Raw genomic sequence first — 21,006 nt, 5'->3', positions numbered from 1 at the left:
CCGCGATGCCCTCCTAAGCGGCGAATTTGCGCTCGTGCCGCAGCAGCCATTCCTTGCGCCACAGCCCGCCGCCATAGCCGGTCAGTGAACCATCGGCGCCGATGACCCGGTGGCAGGGAATCACGATGGCGATCTGGTTGGCCCCATTGGCCCGCGCGACGGCACGCACCGCCGTCGGCCGGCCGGCGCTGGCGGCGATCGCTGAATAGCTGCGCGTGGTGCCGGGCGGGATCGTCATCAGCTCGTCCCAGACCGATCGGGTAAACGGGGAGCCGTGCATCGCCAGGGGCGTCTCGAAGCGATGGCGCTTCCCGGCGAAGTAGTCGTCCAGCTCCGTCGCGATCCGGTCGATGACCGGCGTGCGGCCGAAAGCGATGGTGGAGCGTGCCGCTTCACGGAGCTTCTTCAGTTCGCCGGGGAGCGCCGCCCGGTCGAAGAACTCCAGCGGGTGCAGGGAGGCGGTGTCGGTGACGGCCAGCAGGGTGCCGATGGGCGTTTCCAGCCAGTCGGCCTTGAGCAGGTCGCGACCGCGCAGGTGCAGCGGCGTATCGCCCAGCAGTCGGGTGACGGCATCGCGGAATCCGCTGCCTGAGTCGAAGCCTGCGATTGCTGGGCCTCGATCACGGAGGCCCCGCCGGCCAGCTTGTCCATGCCAAGGCTCGTACGCCGCAGTCGGGCCATGTCCAGGAAGGTCAGCCCCAGGTGACGCTTGAAGGTGCGTCGGACCGTGGACGGGTCGTAGCCCAGGGCGACGAGGTCGTCCTCCGACCAGATCCGCTCGGGATCGTCCTCCAGCTTGCCCAGCAGCACAGAGACCATCGGCTCGCGCTGGCCGAGGGGATCGAGCGGACGGCAGCGCAGACAGGGCCGGAAGCCGCCCTCGAAGCAGGCGGCCACCGAATCGTAGAACCGGGTGTTGTCGATGTTCGGCTTGCGCGCCGGACAACTGAGCCGGCAGAACACCCCGGTACTGGTCACCCCGACATAGATGTGGCCGTCGTAGGAGGGATCGCGCTCGAGCAGGGCGCGATACAGGGTCTCATGGTCGGGGAGATCGAAGAGCATGGGTACAAGGGTACCCGGGCGACCAAGGACCTGGCGACGAAATTCGGGCAGCCATTCCATGTAGGAGCGCGCTTGCGCGCGATCGCGCGCAAGCGCGCTCCTACACAGGGTTGGGTCAGGTCGGCGAGGTCTTGGAGCGCTCCGTCTCCAGCGCCTTGTTGATCCGCAGCGCCACCAGGGTGCACACGACACCGGAGAGCAGGTAGGCGCTCACCGCCACCAGGCCGAAGCGCTGCGACAGGCCCAGGGCCACCAGCGGGGCGAAGGCGGCGCCGATCAGCCAGGCGAAGTCGGTGGTCAGGGCCGCGCCGGTGTAACGGTAGCGCTTGGCGAAGTTGGCCGTGACCGTGCCCGCCGCCTGGCCGTAGGATAGGCCGAGCAGGGCGAAGCCGAGGATCAGGAAAATGTCCTGGGCCAGCTTGCCGCCGTTGAGCAGGAAGGGCGAGGCGATGGCGAACAGACCGATCAGCACCGCCATGGAGCCCAGCGTGTTGCGGCGACCGATCTTGTCAGCGATGACGCCCGAGGCCACCGTGGCCAGGATCGCCACGAAGGCGCCAATTAGCTGAACAATCAATACGTTATTGATGTCCTGCGAATGCGTCAGGGCGATCCATGAGAGCGGGAACACCGTCACGATATGGAACAGGGCGTAGCTGGCCAGGGCGGCGAAGGCGCCGATGAACAGGTTGTAGCCCTGGGCCTGGACCATCTCGATGATGCCGATCGGCTCCAGTTCGCGCTCTTCCAGCAGCTGGGTGTATTCCTCGGTGACCACCAGGCGCAGGCGGGCGAACAGGGCCACCACGTTGATGGCGAAGGCCACGAAGAACGGGTAGCGCCAGCCCCAGCCAAGGAAGTCCTCGTGGGACAACTGGGTATTGAGGAACAGGAACAGGGCGCCGGCAATCAGGAAGCCGGTGGGCGCGCCCAACTGGCCCAGCATGGCGTACCAGCCGCGCCGGCCCTTGGGCGCGTTGAGCGCCAGCAGGGAGGGCAGGCCGTCCCATGAGCCGCCCAGGGCGATGCCCTGAAGGAAGCGCAGCACCGCCAGCACGATGATCACCCCGTAGCCTCCCGAGGTGTTGGCCGGCAGGAAGGCGATGCAGACCGTGGAGGTGCCCAGCAGGAACAGGGAGGCCGTGAGCTTGGTGCTGCGGCTCCAGGTCCGCTGGACCGACATGAACAGGGTGGTGCCGATGGGGCGGGCGATGAAGGCCAGGGAGAAGATGGCGAAGGCCAGCAGGATGCCGTCGAGCTGGCTGAGGAAGGGGAAGAAGACCGTCGGGAAGACCAGGACCGAGGCGATGCCGTAGGTGAAAAAGTCGAAATATTCCGAGGCCCTGCCGATCACCACGCCCACGGCGATCTCGCCGGGGGCCACCGGCGCGTGCGCCGCGCTGCCATGGTGGTGGTTGAGGTCCCGCTCGTCCTGCGCGCCGGTCCCGGCGTGAGGGGCGTGTGAAAGGCTTGACATCATGATCCTTCCCCGCTTTTCGTGGCGTTGGGGACAGCATATCGAGGATCGCGTCCCGGACAATCCCCGTACATGGGACAATGTGTCCTATGGTCCGCAAAAGCGGATCGGCGTACCTTTTTGTGTCCCCACGATTGCCTCCATCATGCGAATGTCCATGAAGATGTTGCGCGGATTGCTGATCCCCGCCCTGGCCCTGCTCCTGTCGGGCTGCGATGCCGTCCTGATTTCCCCGGCCGGCGACATCGCCCGCCAACAGCGCGACCTGATCGCGATCTCCGTGGTGTTGATGCTCATCATCATCATCCCGGTCATCGTCATGATCCTGCTCTTCGCATGGAAGTACCGCGAGTCGAACAAGGCCGCCCACGCCGAGTACGACCCGGAGTGGAGCCATTCCACGGTGCTGGAGCTGATCGTCTGGTCGGCTCCGCTGATGATCATCATCGCCTTGGGCGCCATCACCTGGACCAGCACCCACAAGCTGGACCCCTACCGTCCGCTCGACCGGATCGCGCCGTCGCAGCCCATCGCCGAAGGCACCAAGCCGCTGGTGGTCGAGGTCGTGGCGCTGGACTGGAAGTGGCTGTTCCTCTACCCGGAACAGGGCATCGCCACGGTCAACGAGATGGCCGCCCCGGTGGACCGCCCGATCGAGTTCCACATCACCGCCTCCACGGTGATGAACGCCTTCTTCGTCCCCTCGCTGGCGGGCATGATCTACGCCATGCCGGGCATGGAGACCAAGCTCCACGCCGTGATGAACAAGACCGGCGACTTCGAGGGCATCTCGGCCAACTACAGCGGTGCCGGCTTCTCCGACATGCGCTTCCGCTTCCATAGCCTGTCCGACGGCGACTTCAACGCCTGGGTGGCGAAGGTGCGCGCGGGCGGCGGCGAGCTGGGCCGCGACGACTACCTCAAGCTGGAACAGCCCAGCGAGCGTGAGCCGGTGCATTACTACGGCAGCGTCAGCCAGGGCCTGTACGACCGCATCCTCAACCGTTGCGTCGAATCCAACCGCATGTGCCAGAACGAAATGATGGCGCTGGACAAGCAGGGCGGCCAGGGCATCGTGGGCACGTACAACGTGACCTCGCCGGATGCCTCCACCCTGTCCCGCCTGGGCCTGTCCGAGGCCGAGAAGCGTTACGTCGGTGCGCTGTGCGTCAGCCGCACCACCGACGGCGTGGCCGTGTCCCCTGCCGGACGTCCGCTGTAAAGCGGCGGCCACCTTACGAATTCAAGCCTAGCCGAGCCCGGTAATGAACACGCCAGATCTAGCTAAACTGATCTTCGGTCGCCTCACCCTCGAGGCGATCCCCTACCACGAGCCGATCCTCCTCGGCACGTTCGCCATGGTCGCCATCGGCGGCATCGCCCTGCTTGGCCTGATCACCAAGGCGAAGCTGTGGGGCTACCTGTGGAAGGAATGGTTCACCAGCATCGATCACAAGAAGATCGGCATCATGTACATGGTGCTCGGTATCGTGATGTTGCTTCGCGGCTTCGCCGACGCGCTGATGATGCGCGCCCAGCAGGCCCTCGCCTTCAACGGCAACCCCGGCTTCCTGCCGCCGCACCACTACGACCAGGTCTTCACCGCCCACGGCGTGATCATGATCTTCTTCGTGGCGATGCCGCTGGTCACGGGCCTGATGAACTACGTGGTGCCGCTGCAGATCGGCGCGCGTGACGTGGCCTTCCCGTTCCTCAACAACTTCAGCTTCTGGATGACCGTCTCCGGCGCGCTGCTGGTGATGGCCTCGCTGTTCGTGGGTGAGTTCGCCCGCACCGGCTGGCTGGCCTATCCGCCGCTGTCCGGCCTGGCGCAGAGTCCCGATGTCGGTGTCGACTACTACATATGGTCACTACAGGTGGCCGGTGTAGGTACGACGCTGTCCGGCATCAACCTGGTCGCCACCATCGTCAAGATGCGCGCCCCGGGCATGAGCATGATGAAGATGCCCGTGTTCACCTGGACCTCGCTCTGCACCAACGTGCTGATCGTCGCCGCCTTCCCGGTGCTGACGGCCTGCCTCGTGCTGCTCTCGCTCGACCGCTACGCGGGCACCAACTTCTTCACGAACGACTTCGGCGGCAACGCCATGATGTACGTGAACCTGATCTGGATCTGGGGCCACCCCGAGGTCTACATCCTGGTGCTGCCGGTGTTCGGCGTGTTCTCCGAGATCGTCTCCACGTTCAGCCGCAAGCGCCTGTTCGGTTACGCCTCGATGGTCTACGCCACCGTGGTCATCACCGTGCTGTCGTACCTGGTGTGGCTGCACCACTTCTTCACCATGGGATCCGGCGCGAGCGTCAACTCGTTCTTCGGCATCACCACGATGATCATCTCGATCCCCACGGGCGCGAAGATCTTCAACTGGCTGTTCACGATGTACCGTGGCCGGATCAAGTTCGAAGTGCCGATGCTGTGGACGATCGGCTTCATGGTCACCTTCGTGATCGGCGGCATGACCGGCGTGATGCTCGCCGTGCCCCCGGCCGACTTCCTGCTGCACAACAGCCTGTTCCTGATCGCCCACTTCCATAACGTCATCATCGGCGGCGTGGTGTTCGGCATCTTCGCGGCGATCAACTACTGGTTCCCGAAGGCCTTCGGCTACAAGCTCGACGCGTTCTGGGGCAAGTGCTCGTTCTGGTTCTGGCTGGTCGGCTTCTATGTCGCCTTCATGCCGCTCTACGTGCTGGGCTTCATGGGCGTCACCCGCCGCATGAACCACTTCGAGGATCCGTCGCTGCAGATCTGGTTCCAGATCGCCGCCGTCGGCGCCGGCCTGATCGCCCTGGGCATCGGTTCGTTCATCATCCAGCTGTACGTCAGCTGGAAGCGTCGCGACGAACTGCGCGACGTGTCGGGCGACCCGTGGCACGGCCGCACGCTGGAGTGGGCCACCTCGTCGCCGCCGCCGGACTACAACTTCGCCTTCACCCCGGTCGTTCACGACTCGGACGCCTGGTGGCAGATGAAGGAACACAAGGCCGAGCGCCGCACGGAAGGCTACCTGCCGATCCACATGCCCAAGAACACGGGCGCGGGCATCATCATCGCCGGCTTCGCCTTCGTCTTCGGCTTCGCCATGATCTGGCACATGTGGATCCTGGCCGGCCTGTCCTTCGTGGCCCTGCTGGTGACCGCGATCGGTCACACGTTCAACTACAAGCGCGACTACTACATCCCCGCGGAAGAAGTGGCTCGCACCGAGACCGCACGTACGGAAGAGCTTGCCAACCATGTCTGATATGCACGCCACTTCCGCGACCGGCGCGGGCCAGAAGCTCCAGTTCTGGATGAAGGAAGACCACCACCCGGCCAACGGCACGTTGCTCGGGTTCTGGATCTACCTGATGAGCGACTGCCTCATCTTCGCCTGCCTGTTCGCTACCTACGGCGTCCTGGGTCGCAGCTACGCAGGCGGCCCTTCGGGTGCCGACCTGTTCGAGCTGCCGCTCGTGGCGATCAACACCACGATGCTGTTGCTCTCCTCCATCACCTACGGCTTCGCCGTGCTGGAGATGCAGAAGAACCGCAAGGGCACGATGATGGCCTGGCTGGTCGTCACCGGCCTGTTCGGTGCCGCGTTCCTTGGCATCGAACTGTACGAGTTCGCGCACCTCATCCACGAGGGTGCGGGTCCGCAGCGCAGCGCGTTCCTGTCGTCCTTCTTCACCCTGGTCGGCACCCACGGCCTGCACGTGACCTTCGGCATCGTCTGGCTGATCACGCTGCTGTTCCAGGTGGGCAAGCACGGCCTCACCGCCGCCAACAAGCGTCGCATCATGTGCCTGTCGATGTTCTGGCACTTCCTCGACGTCGTCTGGATCGGCGTCTTCACCTTCGTTTACCTGATGGGAGTTCTGCCGTGAGCGCGCACGCCGAATCGCACGATCATCACGACGATCACGGCCACGACGACGCGCCGCACAGCACCATGAAGGGCTACATGACGGGGTTCTTCCTCGCCGTGGTGCTGACGGCCATCCCGTTCTGGCTCGTGATGGACAAGGTCATCCCCGACTCGCGCACGCTCGCAGTCGTGCTGTTGATCTTCGGTGCCATCCAGATCGTGGTCCACATGATCTACTTCCTGCACATGAACACGAAGTCGGAGGGCGGCTGGAACATGCTCGCGCTCATCTTCACCCTGGTGCTGGTCGTGATCACGCTGTCCGGCTCGATTTGGGTCATGTACCACCTCAACACCAACATGATGCCGGGCATGACGCATGACATGACCCAGCAGGTGAAGAACCTGCCTTGAGCAGGATCGACGCCAGTGACGAGAAGACGCCGCGCCGACCGCGCGGCGTCTTCGTTATGGGCCTGCTGGCCCTGTTCGGGGTGGCCTTGTTCGTGGGCTTCCTCGCGCTGGGCACCTGGCAGGTGCATCGCCGTGCGTGGAAGCACGAGCTGATCGCACGCGTCGACGCACGTGTGCATGCCGAAGCGGTCGACGCACCGCGCAAGGGCCAGTGGCCGGTGGTGTCCGCCGCCAACGACGAATACCGTCGCGTGCGCCTTACCGGCACGTTCCTTGAGGACAAGAGCGTCCGCGTTCGTGCCAGCACCGAACTGGGCATGGGCTCGTGGCTGCTCACGCCGATGCGTCGCAAGAACGGCGACATCGTCATCGTGAACCGCGGCTTCGTCTCGCCCACCTGGTGCGCCGGCAAGGCCACCTGCGCAGTCGGGCCGGACGGCGAAACGGTGGTATCGGGCCTGTTGCGCATCAGCGAGCCGAAGGGTGCCTTCCTGCAGGCCAATGAGCCGGCCAACGACCGCTGGTTCTCCCGCGACGTCGCCGCGATCGCGGCGGCGAAGGGGCTGGGCGACGCGGCGCCGTACTTCATCGATGCCGACGCGGCCTCCTCCCCCGGCAAGGGCGAGGGCAACGAGGGCCCGGTGGGTGGCCTCACGGTCATCGCCTTCCCCGACAACCACCTCCAGTACGCCATCACCTGGTATGCACTGGCCGGCATGACGCTGGTCGGGGCATGGATCGTCTGGCGGGACCAGCGGCGCAGGCGTAAGGCGTAAGTCGTAAATCGCGGGGCGCAGGAGTGGCCGCCCCACCCGTCATTTCAATTTCCGCGCACTGGCACGTCATAAGAATATGAACCTGCAGCACCACGCCCCCAGACGCTCTCCGACCTGCCCCTTGGCTGGCGCGACCGGCCAGGCCACGGTGGTCTTCGCCTCCTGCTCGAGCATGCCCGACGGCGCGCCGTGCTGCGCCGGAAGCAGATCCTGCCCGAAGGGCGCCTGCGCTACTTCCTGAGTAGCCTGGCCGCGCTGCGCCGTCAGGCGTCCTGGCTCAAGCTCGTCGGTGCCTCGCGGGCCCTGCGGGTAGCGGCGGAGCTGAATCCGCGGGTTTATGAGCGCTGGCAGCCCCACTACATCTCGCGCGACTTCGATCTTGCCGAGCGCGGCCGGATCGTGGATGCCCATTACCGATTCATCACCCGCGAGCTGCCGGAGCGCCTGCGCGTTCGCCTCCTGAAGGGCCACGATGTCCGCCTGGCGACCTTGCCGCTGGGCGGTGGCGAGATGGCCTACCTGCATGCCCGGGCCCCGGAAAGCGAAAGCTGCGGCGAGCTGGGCCTGTTCCTGCTCAACGGCGACAAGGAGGCGATCGCCTCCTGCGCAATCACCTTCGCCGGTGACGAAGGCCTGCTGGTCGGGGCGATGCGCGGGCCCTGGGCCTACATGGGGCGCGGCCCCGTGGCGGCGTTCACCCGAGCCAGTGGCGGGCTGCGTCCCCGCGATCTTCTCTTCGCCGTGGTCCGCGCGCTGGCTCGCCACTATGGATTCAGTCGCTTGCGTGGGGTGGGTGCGGCGGCGCATCCGCTGGATCGCAGGGCGGGCGTCACCGCGACCTCGTATGACCGTTTCTGGCGGCGCCATGGTGGCGTGGCCGGCATGCGAGGGTGCTATGAGCTTCCGCTGGCATCCACGCCCTGCGAACGAAGCGATCGCGAAGCGTTCCGCCATGAGGTGTGTGAAGTGACCCTGCGCGCCTTCGCTCGCCCCTCGGGTGCGTTGGCCTAGAAGTCGTAGCTGCCGGTGAGCAGCACCACGCGACCCTGGCGGATCGGCACGAAGGTCTCGTCGAAGTTCACGGCGTAGAGCGTGCGGGCGAAGAGGTTCTTCACCCCGAGAGTGACGCGCCAGTTCTCGCCATAGCGGGTCACATTGGCCTCGACGCTGGCCTGGCCGGGAATGCCGAAATACTGGCCGTCGTTGGACGTGCGGCCGAGGCTGTGGCTGCGGGCGAGCACGCCTGCGGCGACACCCCATGGCCGCAGGCTGCCTTCGCTGAAACGATAACTCGCCCAGACGGCGGCCTGATGGCGTGGCGCGCCCGTGACGCGGGTATCGTCGTTGTTGTGGATGCGCGTCTCGGTCAGGCTTGCCAGAACGTCCAGGCCCGGCGCGACGCGTCCGGCGAATTCCACTTCCAGGCCGTGATTGGTCTGTCCGGGGCCCGGTGTGGCGAAGAACGGAGGCTCCGGCGAGACGAGGCTCACGCTGTGGTCGACGCGGATGCGATACAGCGCAGCCGTGAGCCGGGCCTGATGATCGAAGAGGTCGAACTTGCCGCCGACCTCCACCTGCCGCGAGGTCGCGGCTGGCAGCGGTTGGCCGTCCTTGCCCAGCAACGGGTTGGGCTGGAAGCCGGTGGATGTGTCCGCGTAAAGCGAGACCTCCGGCGTCAGCTTGTAGACCACGCCGAGCTTCGGAATCCAGCGCGACTTGGTGACCCGGCGCGGCGTGCCGTCGGCAAAGCTCGTATCCAGTCGATAGCTCGTCCGACGTAGCGCGGCGAGGATGTTCCAATGTTCGCCGACGGCGATCTGGTCCTGCAGGTAGAGCCCCGAGTTGGTCTGCCAGGAGCCACCCAGCAACTGCACCGTCGTACTGATGGGAATCTCTGCTTCGGCGAACTTGGTTTCGGCGGAGAACGCATCGCCGCCACCACGCAAGTCATAGGGCAGGGGGCGTGTGGCGACGAAGGCATCACCCTTGTTGGTCGGATGCTCCGCGATGTTTTCGGTAACGCCGCTGGTACCGTTGTCGCCCGCATGCGTGCGCGCCAGGTCGAAGCCGACCAGTACGTTGTGCGTGACATCGCCGTGCCGGAATCGTGCGGCGATGTCGTTCTGCCAGGTCCAGTAGTCGGCCGTGTAGCGGAAGCTGCGGGCGACGGGCGTGAGCATGCCGAAGAAGTTATCGGACTCGTACGTCCAGTTGCGGCCATCGCTGCGCTGGCGCACGTACTGGCCCTGGCTGTGGAAGGTCCAGTCGTCTGAGAAATCGTGGTCCAGTTCGAATACGGCACGTGTCGTGCGGAAGGTGGAGAGGTCATCCGGCGTGCCGGGCACGTCGCGTACTGTCGAGCGGGAGCTCAGCGTGGAGCCGAGCAGCACCGCGTGCTCCGGCCCGGGTACGCGGTTGTCCACAAACTCCAGGCCACCCATGATGCGCGTGTGTGCGCCTTGCCAGGCCAACGAAGGCGCGAAGTAATGGCTGCGCCCGCCGCCATCGCCTTGCGGTGTTTTCGCGGCCCGCTGGCCCGCGGCCACGAGGCGATAGGTGAAGGCGCCATCCTTCGACGCCGTGCCGGCGAGATCGATGCCAAGGCGCGCGCCGTCGTACTCGCCAGCGGAATAGGTCAGCGTACGCACCGTTTCCGCCTGCGGACGCTTCATCACGACGTTGATCGAGCCACCGAAATTATTGTTCTGCGAGGTGTCGCCGAGAATGGCTTCAGGGCCACGTAAGACTTCGACGCGTTCGATGCCGACCAGCGGCGGCAAGTCCTCGGTGCGCGCGACGCCATTGGGCATGCCGTCGGTCATGCCGAGTCCGGCGTCGAAACCACGGATGAGGAACAGTGGCGATCCGCCATAACCGTCCACGTACTGCACGCCGGCGACGTAGCGTGCGACATCGCCCAGCGCCACGGCCTGCTGCGAGGCGATGACATCGCGGTTCACCACCGAGACCGATTGGGGCACGTCGGTAATCGAGGTTTCCGTGCGCGTCGCGGAGCGCGTGGAGTCGGCCTTGAACCCGCCATCGGTGATCAGGCCGCGCACGTCGACGGTGGCCAGGGGAATCACGCTCGACGGGTCAAAGGCGAGGCCCGCATCCGGGGCCACCGCATCGCCCGGTTTGGGTTTCTGCCGCACGACGACCGTATGCGGATCCGACGATTCGCGTTCGAGATCGGTGCCGCGCAGCAGTTCATCGAGCGCGGCGCCGGGCGTGAGTACGCCCTGGGCACCGTCGGTACGCCAATTGGCGACCGAGCCCGAGGACGTCACCACCTGCACGTTGGTCTGCTTGCCCCACGCGAGCAGCGCGGTGGACAACGGCTGCGGCGCGATCGCGAAGGATACGGCCGTGGCGGGCCCGGGAACGTCGAGACCATCCGCGGCAACGGCGGGAGGAAGCGCGAACAACAGCGCGAATGCGCCGGTGGATACGCGCCGACGCCCGCGAACCGTGTACTGCAAGAGTGGCGGCCCCAAAGCGGATTAACGCGGCCTGATACTCCGCGCGGTCGAAGTCTGACGGGCGAGTTCGAGCCGATCGGCATACGAATCCACCCGCACCGGGAAGACGCGCGGTAGCGCGGCGATCCAACTGTCGATGGTATCGACCTGCACCGTGCCGGTAAACGTCAGCTTGCCCAATGCCGGGTCCGCCAGGCGGATCGGCCGCGTGGCATAGCGGTTGACGTTGGCCACCACCGAGTCGAGCGGCTCGTTGACGAATTCCAGGCGGTTGTCGCGCCAGGACGTCGCCGAGCCGGCATCGACGTTGAGGAAGCGCATGGCCTGCGTCTCAGGATCGAACGAGACCTGGCTGCCGGCGCCCAACTCCACGGGGCCGTTGCCATCGCCCTGCGCCGGTGAGACGCGAACGCGGCCTTCCGTGACGGTGACGGTGACGCGGTCACCCGTACGGCGCACGTTGAAGGCGGTGCCCAGGTCGCGGATACGCAGGGGGCCTGCATTGACGATGAAGGGGCGCGTCGCATGGGCGACATGGAAATAGGCTTCTCCATCGTCGAGGTCGATCGCGCGCTCGTCCTTGCCGTAGCGGGCCGTCACCGAGGTGGCGGCACCCAGTTCGATGCTGGAACCGTCGGGCAGGGCGATATCGCGATGGCCGGCCCGCTCGCTGGCGTACTGGTGCGATACGGCATCCGTGGACGTATGGAAGGCCAGGAACAGGCCTGCACCGGCGATCGCCACGGCGGCGACGCTGGCCGCAACGCCCATGGCGAGGCGCGGGCGCCGTGTCGGCAGGGCGCGGACGGGCGCCGCGAAGCGCTCGACGATGGCATCGCGCTCACGCGCGTTCATCTCACCGACCGACTCGGCCAGGGCGGCGACGCTGTCAAAGGCGTGCGCATGGCGAGGATCGGCTTCCAGCCAGTCGCTCCATTGCACGAGTGCCTGCTCGGGCAACGCGGGATCGCGCAAGCGTGCCCACCAGTCCGCGGCGGTATGTTCGATATGCCGGTCGTATCCGGACGGCGTGCTGTTCATCGGGGGCTCTCCGCACGGTCACGGCGTTCACGGCAATGCGCCAGGGCGTTACCGACGTGGTAGCGAACCATGCGTTCGCTGAGGTTCATGTCGCGGGCGATGGATGCGAAATCCCGCCCGTTGATCACATGCATGACGAAGGCGCGGCTGGTTTTCGGCGGCAGTTCATCCAGCGCCTCGCGCAGGCCGCGCCACTGCTCCACCGCCGACGCATGCTGCTCGGGCATGGGGGTGACGTGCCAGTCGTCGTGCTCCGGGTCCACCGGTGCCGCGGCGCGGACGTTGCGCATGCGCAGGCGGTCCACGGCGAGGTTGGCGGCCGATCGGAAAAGAAAGGCGCGCGGGGAGTCGATGGCGGTGTCCGGCCCGAGCGTCAGGAGCTTCAGGTACACCTCCTGTGCCACTTCCTGGGCATCGGCGAGCGAGTTCAGGCGGGCACGAAGGAAGCCCACCAGCGCCGCGTTGTGTTCGCGGAACAAGGCGACCACCTGGTCGGCCCTCGTCCCGCTGGCCGGCGCTCCCGCCGGCGGGGTTGGTTCCATGGCTCTGACCGCGTTCATGGGGCTATATCGAGTCTATAAGGTCGCACGGTGGGAAATCGGCGCCCGTACGGGCAGGGACGAACGCCGATTTCCGCACCGGCGAACCCCTTAGACGTGCGACGTCGGGAAAATTGAAATGACTTCGCCGATAAATTTGCTGCGATATATCGCAGTGACGCCGCAACCGCCGCGATCCGGGCGTCAGCCCATTTGCCGAAAACGACTAAGCCCTTTGTAAGGGTCCGGACAGGCGCGTCCGCTAGGATGACCGACGACCTGTCCGGCCCATGGCTTTCATGCTTTCCAACGACGAACGTTCCTTTCGCCGCGAGTTCGGCTGGTTCATGCTCATCGCCCTGGCGGTGCTGGCCGCCGGTATCGGCCTGCGCGACCCCTGGCCGCCCGACGAACCGCGTTTCGCGCTGGTCGCCCGGCAGATGCTGGAGTCCGGCCAGTGGCTGTTCCCGCACCGCGGGATGGAGCTCTACTCCGACAAGCCGCCCATGCTCATGTGGACGGAAGCCTTCTGGATGTGGCTCACCGGTGGCTGGCGCGGCGCCTTCCTGCTGACCTCCCTGTTCTCGGGCCTGGGCACGCTGGCCGTGGTCTGGCACGTGGGGCGTCGGCTCTGGAGCCCGCGCGTGGGCCTTTACGCCGCGATCATCGTCCTGTCGACGATGCAGTTCGTCGGCGTCATCCGCCATGCGCAGATCGACCCCCTCAACCTGTTCTGGATCACCCTGGGCAACGCCGGCATCCTGCTGCACTGCCTGCGAGGTCCGGACTGGCGGATGTACTGGCTGGGCTGTTTCGCGGCCGGGTTGGGCGTCATCACCAAGGGCGTGGGCGTCATCGCCCTGCTGATGCTGCTGCCCTACGCGGTGATGCGCGCACGGCAATGGCCGGGCGTGACCCTCACCCGTGGCGACGGCTGGCGCTGGGCCGGCGGTGCACTGGCCTTCCTGCTCGCGATCGCCCTGTGGCTGGGGCCGATGCTGGTCACGGCTTACGGCATGCGCACGCCGGAATACCTCGCCTACGTGCACGACATCCTGTTCCGCCAGACCGCCGAGCGCTACGCGAACTCCTGGGCACACGAGGAAAAACCTTGGTTCTTCCTGTTGGTGATCCTGCGCACCTGGATTCCCACCTGGCTGCTCGCTGTGCTCATCGTGCCGCGCTGGCGCGAGGCCTGGCGCCTGCGCGAGCCTCGCGTGTGGATGCCGCTGGTGTGGTTCCTGCTCGTGCTGGTGTTCTTCTCGATCCCGCGCGGCAAGCGCGAGATCTACCTCCTGCCGGCATTGCCGATGGTGGCGCTGGCGATGGCGCCCTATGTGGCCGACCTGCTGAAGACCCGCTGGCTGCCGAAGGCCGCGTTCTGGGTGACGATCGCCTGCGCGGCGGTGTTTGGTGGCGCTGGCCTGTGGGCATGGAAGACCGCCCCGAAGATCGCGCGCCGCTTCGCCGAGGGCTACGAACTGCCCGGGCATGGCGAGGCGCTGTGGCTGTGCGTGGTCGCCGTCGGCGTCGCCTTCCTGGTGTCGGCGCTGGTGTTCCGGCCGAAGCGCGGCGTGGCCGCGTTGCTCGGCGGCATCGCCCTGGCCTGGATCGTCTGGCCGATCGGCACCTATCCCCTGCTCGACGCCAACCAGTCGGCCCGCGGCACGATGATCGCGGCCGACCAGGCGATCGGCGCCGACGGCCAGCTCGGCCTCGTGTCATGGCGCGAGGAAAACCTGTTGCAGGCGCAGCGCCCGGTAGCCGAGTTCGGCTTCTCCCGTGACGCGGTTTACCAATTGCAGGATGCGCGCGCCTGGCAGGCCGCCGACCCGGCGCATCGCTGGCTGCTGGTGAACGACGACGCGATCGACACCTGCGCCATCCGCGAAAAGGTACGCCATGTGGGCGCAGCCAACCGGATGAGCTTCTCGCTCATCCCGGGCGACGGCTGGGTCCCGGGCTGCGTGTCGTCGATGGAAACGCGGATCAAGCCCGCGGTGGAATGACCCGCTTTACTTAGGAGACCGCGAGGCGATAACCCATCGCTTCGCGCTGGGTTCCAGCGTTCGCTGGAACGACACATCACCTCACGTCGTTCCTGTGAAAACAGGAACCCAGCGCCTCGGTTCACCAGCATGGCGAGAGCGTCGCATCGGCCTTTGCGTAGGAAGCCGCGACGCGATAACCGATCGCCCCGCGCTGGGTTCCAGCGTTCGCTGGAACGACGGTCTCCCAGCCTCGTCGTTCCTGTGAAAACAGGAACCCAGCGCCCCGGTTCGCCAGCATGGCGAGGGCGTCGCATCGGCTTTTGCGTAGGAGGCCGCGAGGCGACAACCGATGGCCTCGCGCTGGGTTCCAGCGTTCGCTGGAACGACCGTAGGTGGCTACTTCGGCGCCTCGGCTCGCGTCCGCTTCAGCATCCGCTCGTACTTCTTCTTCGTCCGCGAGGCATTGTGCGAACGGCTCATCAAGCAATGCGGGATCAGGTTCTTCTCGCCGAAGCCGTCGATCATCACCAGGCGCGGACCGCCACGGGAATCCTGGCCATAGACGACATTCCACGCATGCAGGTCCGCCGCGATCACGTCGTGCGACAGCAGGCGCGCGTAGAACTCCTCCAGCGCGGCCTGGGTGCGTTCGGTGAAGCCTTCGGCCTGGACCCACGCATGCAGGGTGGGGGCGAGGCTGCCGTCGGGCGAGCGGACTTTCTCCACCACCTGGCCAAGGCCGATGTCGGTCATCTCGATGCCGACCACGCGGGCGACGGGCGAGGTGGTGTAGTCGCCCTTGTAGATGCTGGTGACATACTCGCGGAACTCGCGCACGAAGTCCTTGTACGGACCGGCGCGGCCGAGCCGGCGGATCCAGGGACCGTTGTCCCAGCACTCCTTGATGGAGGCGGTGGAAATGACCTTGATCAGCAGGTCGGGGTCGTCGGGGTGCTGGTAAACCTCGCGCACGTGTCCCGTGGCGATCGGCTTGGCCTGGGCCAGTCTGAACATCGTCATCCTCATGCGACCGCCGAAAGGCTGCCGTAAGTCAATCGTGAAAGCGTTATATTGTCACAACCCGTGTCACCACCGTGCGGCGAACTCCGCCGTGCCCAGCCGGACCCACCCCAGTGCGTAAGCTTACATGGCGATTCATCGTCGCCACCCTCGTCTTCCTCACGTTGTCCCGCCTGGGACTGTCCTTCTGGCAGTGGCACCGCGTCCACGATGCCGGCGGCCTCTGGCCCGTGCTCTTCGGTGGCTGGCGCATCGACCTCTCCCTGGTTGCGATGGTCGTGGCCCTTCCGGCCATCCTGTCGCCCTGGCTGGGGCACCGCGCATGGCCGACGCGAATCACCGCCTGGTGGTACCGCGTGTGGTGGGTGCTGTTCGCCCTGCTCGAAGTCTCCACGCCGCAGTTCATCGTCGAATACGACACGCGGCCGAACCGCCTCTACTTCGAATACCTCACCAGCCCGCATGAAGTCGCGGCCATGCTCTGGCACGGCTACAAGCTGTCGGTCGGCCTGGGCCTCGTTGCGCTCGTGCTGATCGCCTGGATCGGCTTCCGCCTGCTGCCCACGCGTCGCCCTGACCGTCGCCCGGTCCGCGGCTGGATGCGTCCGGTGGCCACCGTGCTGTCGTTCGCGGTGCTCTTTCTCGCGGCACGCGGCACCTTGCAGCATCGTCCGCTCAACGCGTCGCAGGTGGCCTTCACCAACGACGCCATGGTCAACACGCTGCCGCTGAACTCGCTCTACAACGTGCTCAACGCGGCGATCGCCCTGGGCAACGAGCGCTCCGCATCGGCCGTATACGGCAAGATGGCCGACGACGAGATGCAGTCCATCGTGCGCCAGGCCGCCGGCCTCGACGGCGCGCCGCTCGACCCGACGTATCCGAGCCTGCATCGCCAGGAAGCCACGCGCCAGGGCGATCAACCGCTCAACCTCGTGATCATCCTGGAAGAAAGCCTCGGCGCGCAGTTTGTGGGTAGTCTGGGTGGCGACGGCTACACGCCTGAACTGGACAAGCTCTCCAACGAAGGCTGGTGGCTCACCCGCACCTACGCCACCGGCACGCGTTCCGCGCGCGGCCTGGAGGCGGTCACCACCGGCTTCATGCCCACGCCGGCCGAAGCCGTGCTCAAGCTGCCGCGCAGCCAGCGCGACTTCTTCACGATCGGCGCACTGCTCGACACGTACGGCTACAACACGCGCTTCCTCTACGGCGGCGAGGCGCACTTCGACAACATGCGCTCGTTCTTCTTCGGCAATGGCTTCAAGGAAGTGGTCGACAGCGCCAGCTTCAAGACCAAGCCGGCGTTCGTCGGTTCGTGGGGCGCGTCCGACGAGGATATGTTCAACGAACTGCATCAGCGCCTGATGGACGATGGCGACAAGCGCACCCTGACGGTGGCCTTCTCGGTGTCCAACCACACCCCGTGGGAATACCCGGCCGGTCGCATCAAGGCCGAAGGCGAGCCCGCCAGCAACGCGAACGCCGTGCGCTACGCCGACTGGTCCATCGGCCGCTTCTTCGAGCGGGCGAAGCAGTCGCCGTACTGGAGCCACACCGTGTTCCTCATCGTGGCCGACCATGACGCACGCGTCTTCGGCGCGAACCTCGTGCCGGTGCAGCACTTTCATATCCCGGCGCTGATCCTCGGCGCGGGCGTGCCGGTGAAGAAGGACGACCACATCGTCAGCCAGATCGATCTCGCGCCGACCCTGCTGTCGCTGATCGGCATCAGCAGCGAGCATCCGATGCTCGGCGCCGACCTGACCAAGCGTTACCCCGATCGCGCGATCATGCAGTACGGCGACAACTACGGTTACCTGAAGGACGACACACTCATCGTGCTGCGCCCGAACCAGCCGGCTTCGCAGTACCACTACATGATCGACGGCGAGAAACTCGATCCGCAGGCGGTGGACCCGCAGTTGGAGAAGGTCGCGCTCGCCCACGCGCTCTGGCCGAGCTGGGCTTACAGCAAGCAGCGTTACCGCATGCCGAAAAAGGCCGACACCCCCGCCCACTGAGTGATCCAGCCGCCGCATGGTGCCCCCATGCGGCGGTCTGCCTTCCGGCCTATTGCCCCGGTAACGCATCTGTAGTGTACTACTTGCACTAGTACACATGGTTCAGCATCATGGCCCGTACCCAGGCATTGCCCATCCAGATCGCCACCGGCGATCCCCGTCCCATCGGCAGGCAGATCGTCGATGCGGTGCGCATGCGCATCGCCACCGGCGAGCTTCGGCCTGGCGCTCAGCTACCCAGCGTGCGTGGTCTCGCGCAGCAGCTGACGATCAATCCGAACACCGTCGCCAAGGCCTACGCCGAGTTGACCGCCGAAGGTTGGCTGGAATCCAGGCAAGGCCTGGGACTCTATGTCGCCGAACCTCGCCAGCGACTCAGCGCCACGGAGCGTGACCGGCGCATGGACGAAGCGATCCAGTCCTTCGTACACGAGGTGGTGGCGCTGGACTATCCGCCGGAACGTGCGATGGCGCGGCTGGACAAGGCGCTCACCGTGCTGGCGAAGAAGACGGCCTGAGCACCGGACAGGGGAGGGGGCACATGAACGATGATCCGGTGATCCGTACGGTCGGGCTTTGCAAGCGCTACGGCGGCAAGCTGGCCATCGACCATCTCGACCTGGAGATCGCGCGCGGCAGCATCCACGCGATCGTGGGCGCCAACGGTGCGGGAAAGTCCACGCTGTTCCGCATCCTGCTGGGGTTCCTTCCCGCGTCATCGGGCGAGGCCTTCATCCTGGGGCGTGACTGTCGCTCGCTCACCCCGGCCGATCGCGAGCGCATCGGCTTCGTCAACGAAGAGCACACATTGCCCGGCTGGATGAGCGTGGATGCGGTGACCGCGATGCAACGCAGGCAGTATCGGCACTGGAACCAGGACGCGTTTGACGAGACGATCGGGCACTACAACGTGATCGGTACGCAAAAGGTGTCGCAGCTTTCGCGAGGCGAGCGTGCCGGCTTCAATCTGGCGCTCACGCTGGCGCAGCAGCCGGAATTGCTGGTGTTCGACGAACCCACGCTGGGCCTCGACGTCGTAGCCAAGCGGGCGTTCCTGGAAACGCTGCTCTACTCCAACGCCACGAGAAACTGCACCGTGGTGTACTGCTCGCACCAGATGGAGGAGATCGAACGGGTCGCGGACAACCTCATCATCATGGAGCGTGGTGCCTTGAGGAACATGTCGCCACCGGACGATTTCCGTTCGCGCGTCGCGCATTGGGTCGCGGATATTCCGTTTCGCGGTCCCGATCTTCGCCTGGTTCCGGGGCTGCTCGAAGCCCAGCGCCTCGACGGCCTGTATCACTACCTCGTGCTCGACCAGGGGGAAGCCTTCGCCGATTTCCTGCATGCATGCGGCGCCCGCGATATCCACCACTTGCCGGTCAGCCTCGATCGTGCGGTGAACGGGTTCCTCGCCAAGCATCACGCCACGCCACGCGCGGCCTGACCGGAGGATCGCACCATGCGTGACTTGCTCAAGGCCGAATGGCAGCGCTACCGCACCTGGGTGTTGCTCTATGCGCTGGCGCATCTCCTGGTGCTCGCGTTCTTCATGCGCATCGCCGACCTGGGTCAGCAGCCGCTCAACGTGCGCCGCCTGTTCGGTGCGGGTTACCTCGTCACTGGGCTCTTGCTGGGCCTGCACCAGATGGGTACGTGGCGTCGGCCGAACCAGTGGCTCAATCTGTTGCACCGTCCTGTCGCGCCTCGCCGTATCGCCCTCGCGCTTTTCGCCGCAGGTGGCCTCGCGCTTTTGGTCGCGGTCGTGCTTCCGCTGTTTCTCGCCGTCGCATGGCAAGCCTTCGGTAGCGCACGCATCGTCGATCTTCGTCACGTGTTGCTTCCTATCGGAGCGGAATGGGTCGCCCTGTGTGCCTACTTCGTAGGGGTGTACGGCATGCTGGCGGACCGACACTACTCGGCGAGCGCGCTGGTGTTGCTGCTATGGATCGTGCTCGCCAGGGCCTCCGGGCCTGCCGCGTTAGCGGTACAGGCCGTGGCGACCGCAATCGCCTTCGCCATGGCGATGGTGGCATTCCGGCCCGACCTGGGCGCGCCACCCCGATCCGTGCTCGCGACCTGTCTTGTCGCCGTACCCTTGCAGGTCGCCGTCTACACCTTGATTCTCGTCGCCGGCTTTGTGGTGGAGATGGGCTGGATCATGCTCGGCACGCATCCGGGCAACATGCCCGTGCCGCCGGCAGGCGGTGTCACCGAAATCGTGCGCCTGTCGCCACGCGATCGCATGCTCGCCGGCCTGAAGGACGCGACATCGCCGGAGGCGCCGCTCTGGCGCGAGCAGGTAGCGCTCTCCGAGGTGCGAACCCTGGAACGGGCCGTGGCGCCGACGACGCACCGCCAGGACATGAGCAACGGATCGCCCATGGCGTTCGACGACAGCGATGCGCGTATCCAGTGGACCTTTAGCCATGATCGCATGCGATACGAAGGCACGAGCGTCGTTACCGGCTTGCATGTAGGCGAGTTGGGCGTCGGAGCCAACGATGCACCGTTCCCCGCCGTGGCGACACCGGCACCGAACCTGGGGCATCCGGAAAAAAGTGACACCATAATCGTCGCGGGCAACACGTTGTATCGCTATATCGCCTCGACGAAGCGCATCGTGCCGCGTCTTGCGCTCCCTGCGGGCGAGCACCTGCTCACGACGTCGGCGATCGGCGGAAGCGTCGCGGTGCTCGGCGATCGCGCCTTGTACTTCTACGACAGTCGTCACCTGCTCAACGGAGACATGCCTGCACCGCGCCAACGCCTGGCCATTCCGGGCCATAACGGCGACCTGGGCACGATCGAGGTCGTGGAGTTGGTCGACGGCTACCTCATATCGTTCGCCTTCACCGCACAGGCGCATGACATGCGTGGGGCCTCGCCGTTCCAGTCGGTATGGCGCGTTGATGACCAGGGGCACACGACGTTAGTCGCGACGCGTACGTTGATGGCCGACTATCCACCGGTATACCGCTACCGTGCATGGTGGCCATCGCCAGCCATCCATGCGCTTCGTGAGGCTTCTGTCGGCCTGTTTGCCACCGACGATCCGCAAGACGACAACGATACGCCGCCAATACCGTCATCTGTGCGCACATTGGCCTTCATGCTCATGGGAGCAAGTTTCCTGGTGGGGCTATGGCTGGCATCGCGGCGCACGATGTCGGTCAGGACGCGCCTGGCCTGGGCGTTCGTCTGCGGCATCGTCGGCGTGCCGGCGGTCGCCTGCTTGTGGCTCATGCTACCCGCTGCCGAACCTGAGCCAGGACCGCGCACCGAGCCTGCCCACGCCTGAT

18 protein-coding genes are annotated in these 21,006 nt (G+C 65.9%); 11 read left to right on the top strand and 7 right to left on the bottom strand.

Features of this window, described 5'->3' with window-relative positions:
* Window positions 1-13 precede the first annotated feature (13 nt).
* From GAK28_RS12935 to GAK28_RS12925, 3 genes are all read right to left on the bottom strand, one after another.
* Window positions 14-280 carry a methylated-DNA--[protein]-cysteine S-methyltransferase gene (locus GAK28_RS12935; protein ID WP_291779603.1) on the bottom strand — a complete coding sequence of 89 codons (267 nt, stop codon included), beginning with the start codon at window positions 278-280 and terminating at the stop codon, window positions 14-16.
* 125 nt (window positions 281-405) lie between these two features.
* Window positions 406-1,125, bottom strand: a complete 720-nt coding sequence (locus GAK28_RS12930) for a bifunctional transcriptional activator/DNA repair enzyme AdaA (protein ID WP_291779600.1) — start codon at window positions 1,123-1,125, stop codon at window positions 406-408.
* 55 nt (window positions 1,126-1,180) lie between these two features.
* Window positions 1,181-2,542 carry an MFS transporter gene (locus GAK28_RS12925; protein ID WP_291779597.1) on the bottom strand — a complete coding sequence of 454 codons (1,362 nt, stop codon included), beginning with the start codon at window positions 2,540-2,542 and terminating at the stop codon, window positions 1,181-1,183.
* A 157-nt stretch (window positions 2,543-2,699) separates the two neighbouring features.
* Between GAK28_RS12925 and cyoA the strand changes: the two genes are divergently transcribed.
* From cyoA to GAK28_RS12895, 6 genes are all read left to right on the top strand, one after another.
* Window positions 2,700-3,764 (top strand): ubiquinol oxidase subunit II, encoded by a 1,065-nt coding sequence (cyoA, locus tag GAK28_RS12920; protein ID WP_291779595.1) that lies wholly within the window; start codon window positions 2,700-2,702, stop codon window positions 3,762-3,764.
* A 70-nt stretch (window positions 3,765-3,834) separates the two neighbouring features.
* Complete coding sequence (gene cyoB, locus GAK28_RS12915) at window positions 3,835-5,808, top strand: cytochrome o ubiquinol oxidase subunit I (RefSeq protein ID WP_291779891.1); 1,974 nt, start codon at window positions 3,835-3,837, stop codon at window positions 5,806-5,808.
* A gap of 1 nt (window position 5,809) precedes the next feature.
* A complete protein-coding gene (gene cyoC / locus GAK28_RS12910) occupies window positions 5,810-6,433 on the top strand; it encodes a cytochrome o ubiquinol oxidase subunit III (protein WP_291779887.1) in 624 nt (207 codons plus the stop codon).
* Window positions 6,430-6,828: a cytochrome o ubiquinol oxidase subunit IV gene (cyoD, locus tag GAK28_RS12905; protein ID WP_291779593.1), complete on the top strand. Its 399-nt coding sequence runs from the start codon at window positions 6,430-6,432 to the stop codon at window positions 6,826-6,828. The genes cyoC and cyoD overlap by 4 nt, the downstream gene beginning before the upstream one ends.
* Window positions 6,825-7,604 carry an SURF1 family protein gene (locus GAK28_RS12900; RefSeq protein ID WP_291779591.1) on the top strand — a complete coding sequence of 260 codons (780 nt, stop codon included), beginning with the start codon at window positions 6,825-6,827 and terminating at the stop codon, window positions 7,602-7,604. The genes cyoD and GAK28_RS12900 overlap by 4 nt, the downstream gene beginning before the upstream one ends.
* Window positions 7,605-7,793: 189 nt before the next feature.
* Window positions 7,794-8,615, top strand: a complete 822-nt coding sequence (locus tag GAK28_RS12895; protein WP_291779589.1) for a DUF535 family protein — start codon at window positions 7,794-7,796, stop codon at window positions 8,613-8,615.
* Here the strand turns inward: GAK28_RS12895 and GAK28_RS12890 are convergent.
* The 3 genes from GAK28_RS12890 to GAK28_RS12880 are packed head-to-tail and all read right to left on the bottom strand — an operon-like array spanning window position 8,612 to window position 12,669.
* The gene (locus GAK28_RS12890; RefSeq protein ID WP_291779587.1) at window positions 8,612-11,086 is read right to left on the bottom strand and encodes a TonB-dependent receptor; all 2,475 of its coding nucleotides are present in this window, start codon (window positions 11,084-11,086) and stop codon (window positions 8,612-8,614) included. The two genes, GAK28_RS12895 and GAK28_RS12890, sit on opposite strands and share 4 nt — an antisense overlap.
* 21 nt (window positions 11,087-11,107) lie before the next feature.
* Window positions 11,108-12,127, bottom strand: a complete 1,020-nt coding sequence (locus tag GAK28_RS12885; protein ID WP_291779585.1) for a FecR domain-containing protein — start codon at window positions 12,125-12,127, stop codon at window positions 11,108-11,110.
* Window positions 12,124-12,669 (bottom strand): sigma-70 family RNA polymerase sigma factor, encoded by a 546-nt coding sequence (locus GAK28_RS12880; RefSeq protein WP_291779582.1) that lies wholly within the window; start codon window positions 12,667-12,669, stop codon window positions 12,124-12,126. Before GAK28_RS12880 ends, GAK28_RS12885 begins: the two co-directional genes overlap by 4 nt.
* 287 nt (window positions 12,670-12,956) lie before the next feature.
* Here GAK28_RS12880 and GAK28_RS12875 point away from each other — a divergent pair, with 287 nt between their 5' ends.
* Window positions 12,957-14,675 (top strand): glycosyltransferase family 39 protein, encoded by a 1,719-nt coding sequence (locus tag GAK28_RS12875; protein WP_291779579.1) that lies wholly within the window; start codon window positions 12,957-12,959, stop codon window positions 14,673-14,675.
* Window positions 14,676-15,053: 378 nt separating this feature from the next.
* On the opposite strand, the gene GAK28_RS12870 is transcribed toward GAK28_RS12875, so the two are convergent.
* The gene (locus GAK28_RS12870; RefSeq protein WP_291779576.1) at window positions 15,054-15,671 is read right to left on the bottom strand and encodes a YrbL family protein; all 618 of its coding nucleotides are present in this window, start codon (window positions 15,669-15,671) and stop codon (window positions 15,054-15,056) included.
* 119 nt (window positions 15,672-15,790) lie between these two features.
* On the opposite strand from GAK28_RS12870, the gene GAK28_RS12865 reads away from it, so the two are divergent.
* From GAK28_RS12865 to GAK28_RS12850, 4 genes are all read left to right on the top strand, one after another.
* Window positions 15,791-17,701, top strand: coding sequence for an LTA synthase family protein (locus tag GAK28_RS12865; RefSeq protein ID WP_291779573.1), 1,911 nt, complete (start codon window positions 15,791-15,793; stop codon window positions 17,699-17,701).
* A gap of 110 nt (window positions 17,702-17,811) precedes the next feature.
* Window positions 17,812-18,219, top strand: coding sequence for a GntR family transcriptional regulator (locus GAK28_RS12860; protein ID WP_291779570.1), 408 nt, complete (start codon window positions 17,812-17,814; stop codon window positions 18,217-18,219).
* A gap of 23 nt (window positions 18,220-18,242) precedes the next feature.
* Window positions 18,243-19,151 carry an ABC transporter ATP-binding protein gene (locus GAK28_RS12855; protein WP_291779566.1) on the top strand — a complete coding sequence of 303 codons (909 nt, stop codon included), beginning with the start codon at window positions 18,243-18,245 and terminating at the stop codon, window positions 19,149-19,151.
* 15 nt (window positions 19,152-19,166) lie between these two features.
* Window positions 19,167-21,005 carry a hypothetical protein gene (locus GAK28_RS12850; protein ID WP_291779564.1) on the top strand — a complete coding sequence of 613 codons (1,839 nt, stop codon included), beginning with the start codon at window positions 19,167-19,169 and terminating at the stop codon, window positions 21,003-21,005.
* Window position 21,006: the final 1 nt, after the last annotated feature.

Origin of the sequence: Luteibacter sp., assembly GCF_009912395.1 — a bacterium.
Taxonomy (GTDB): domain Bacteria; phylum Pseudomonadota; class Gammaproteobacteria; order Xanthomonadales; family Rhodanobacteraceae; genus Luteibacter.
This window is presented reverse-complemented; position numbering and strand designations above follow the sequence as displayed.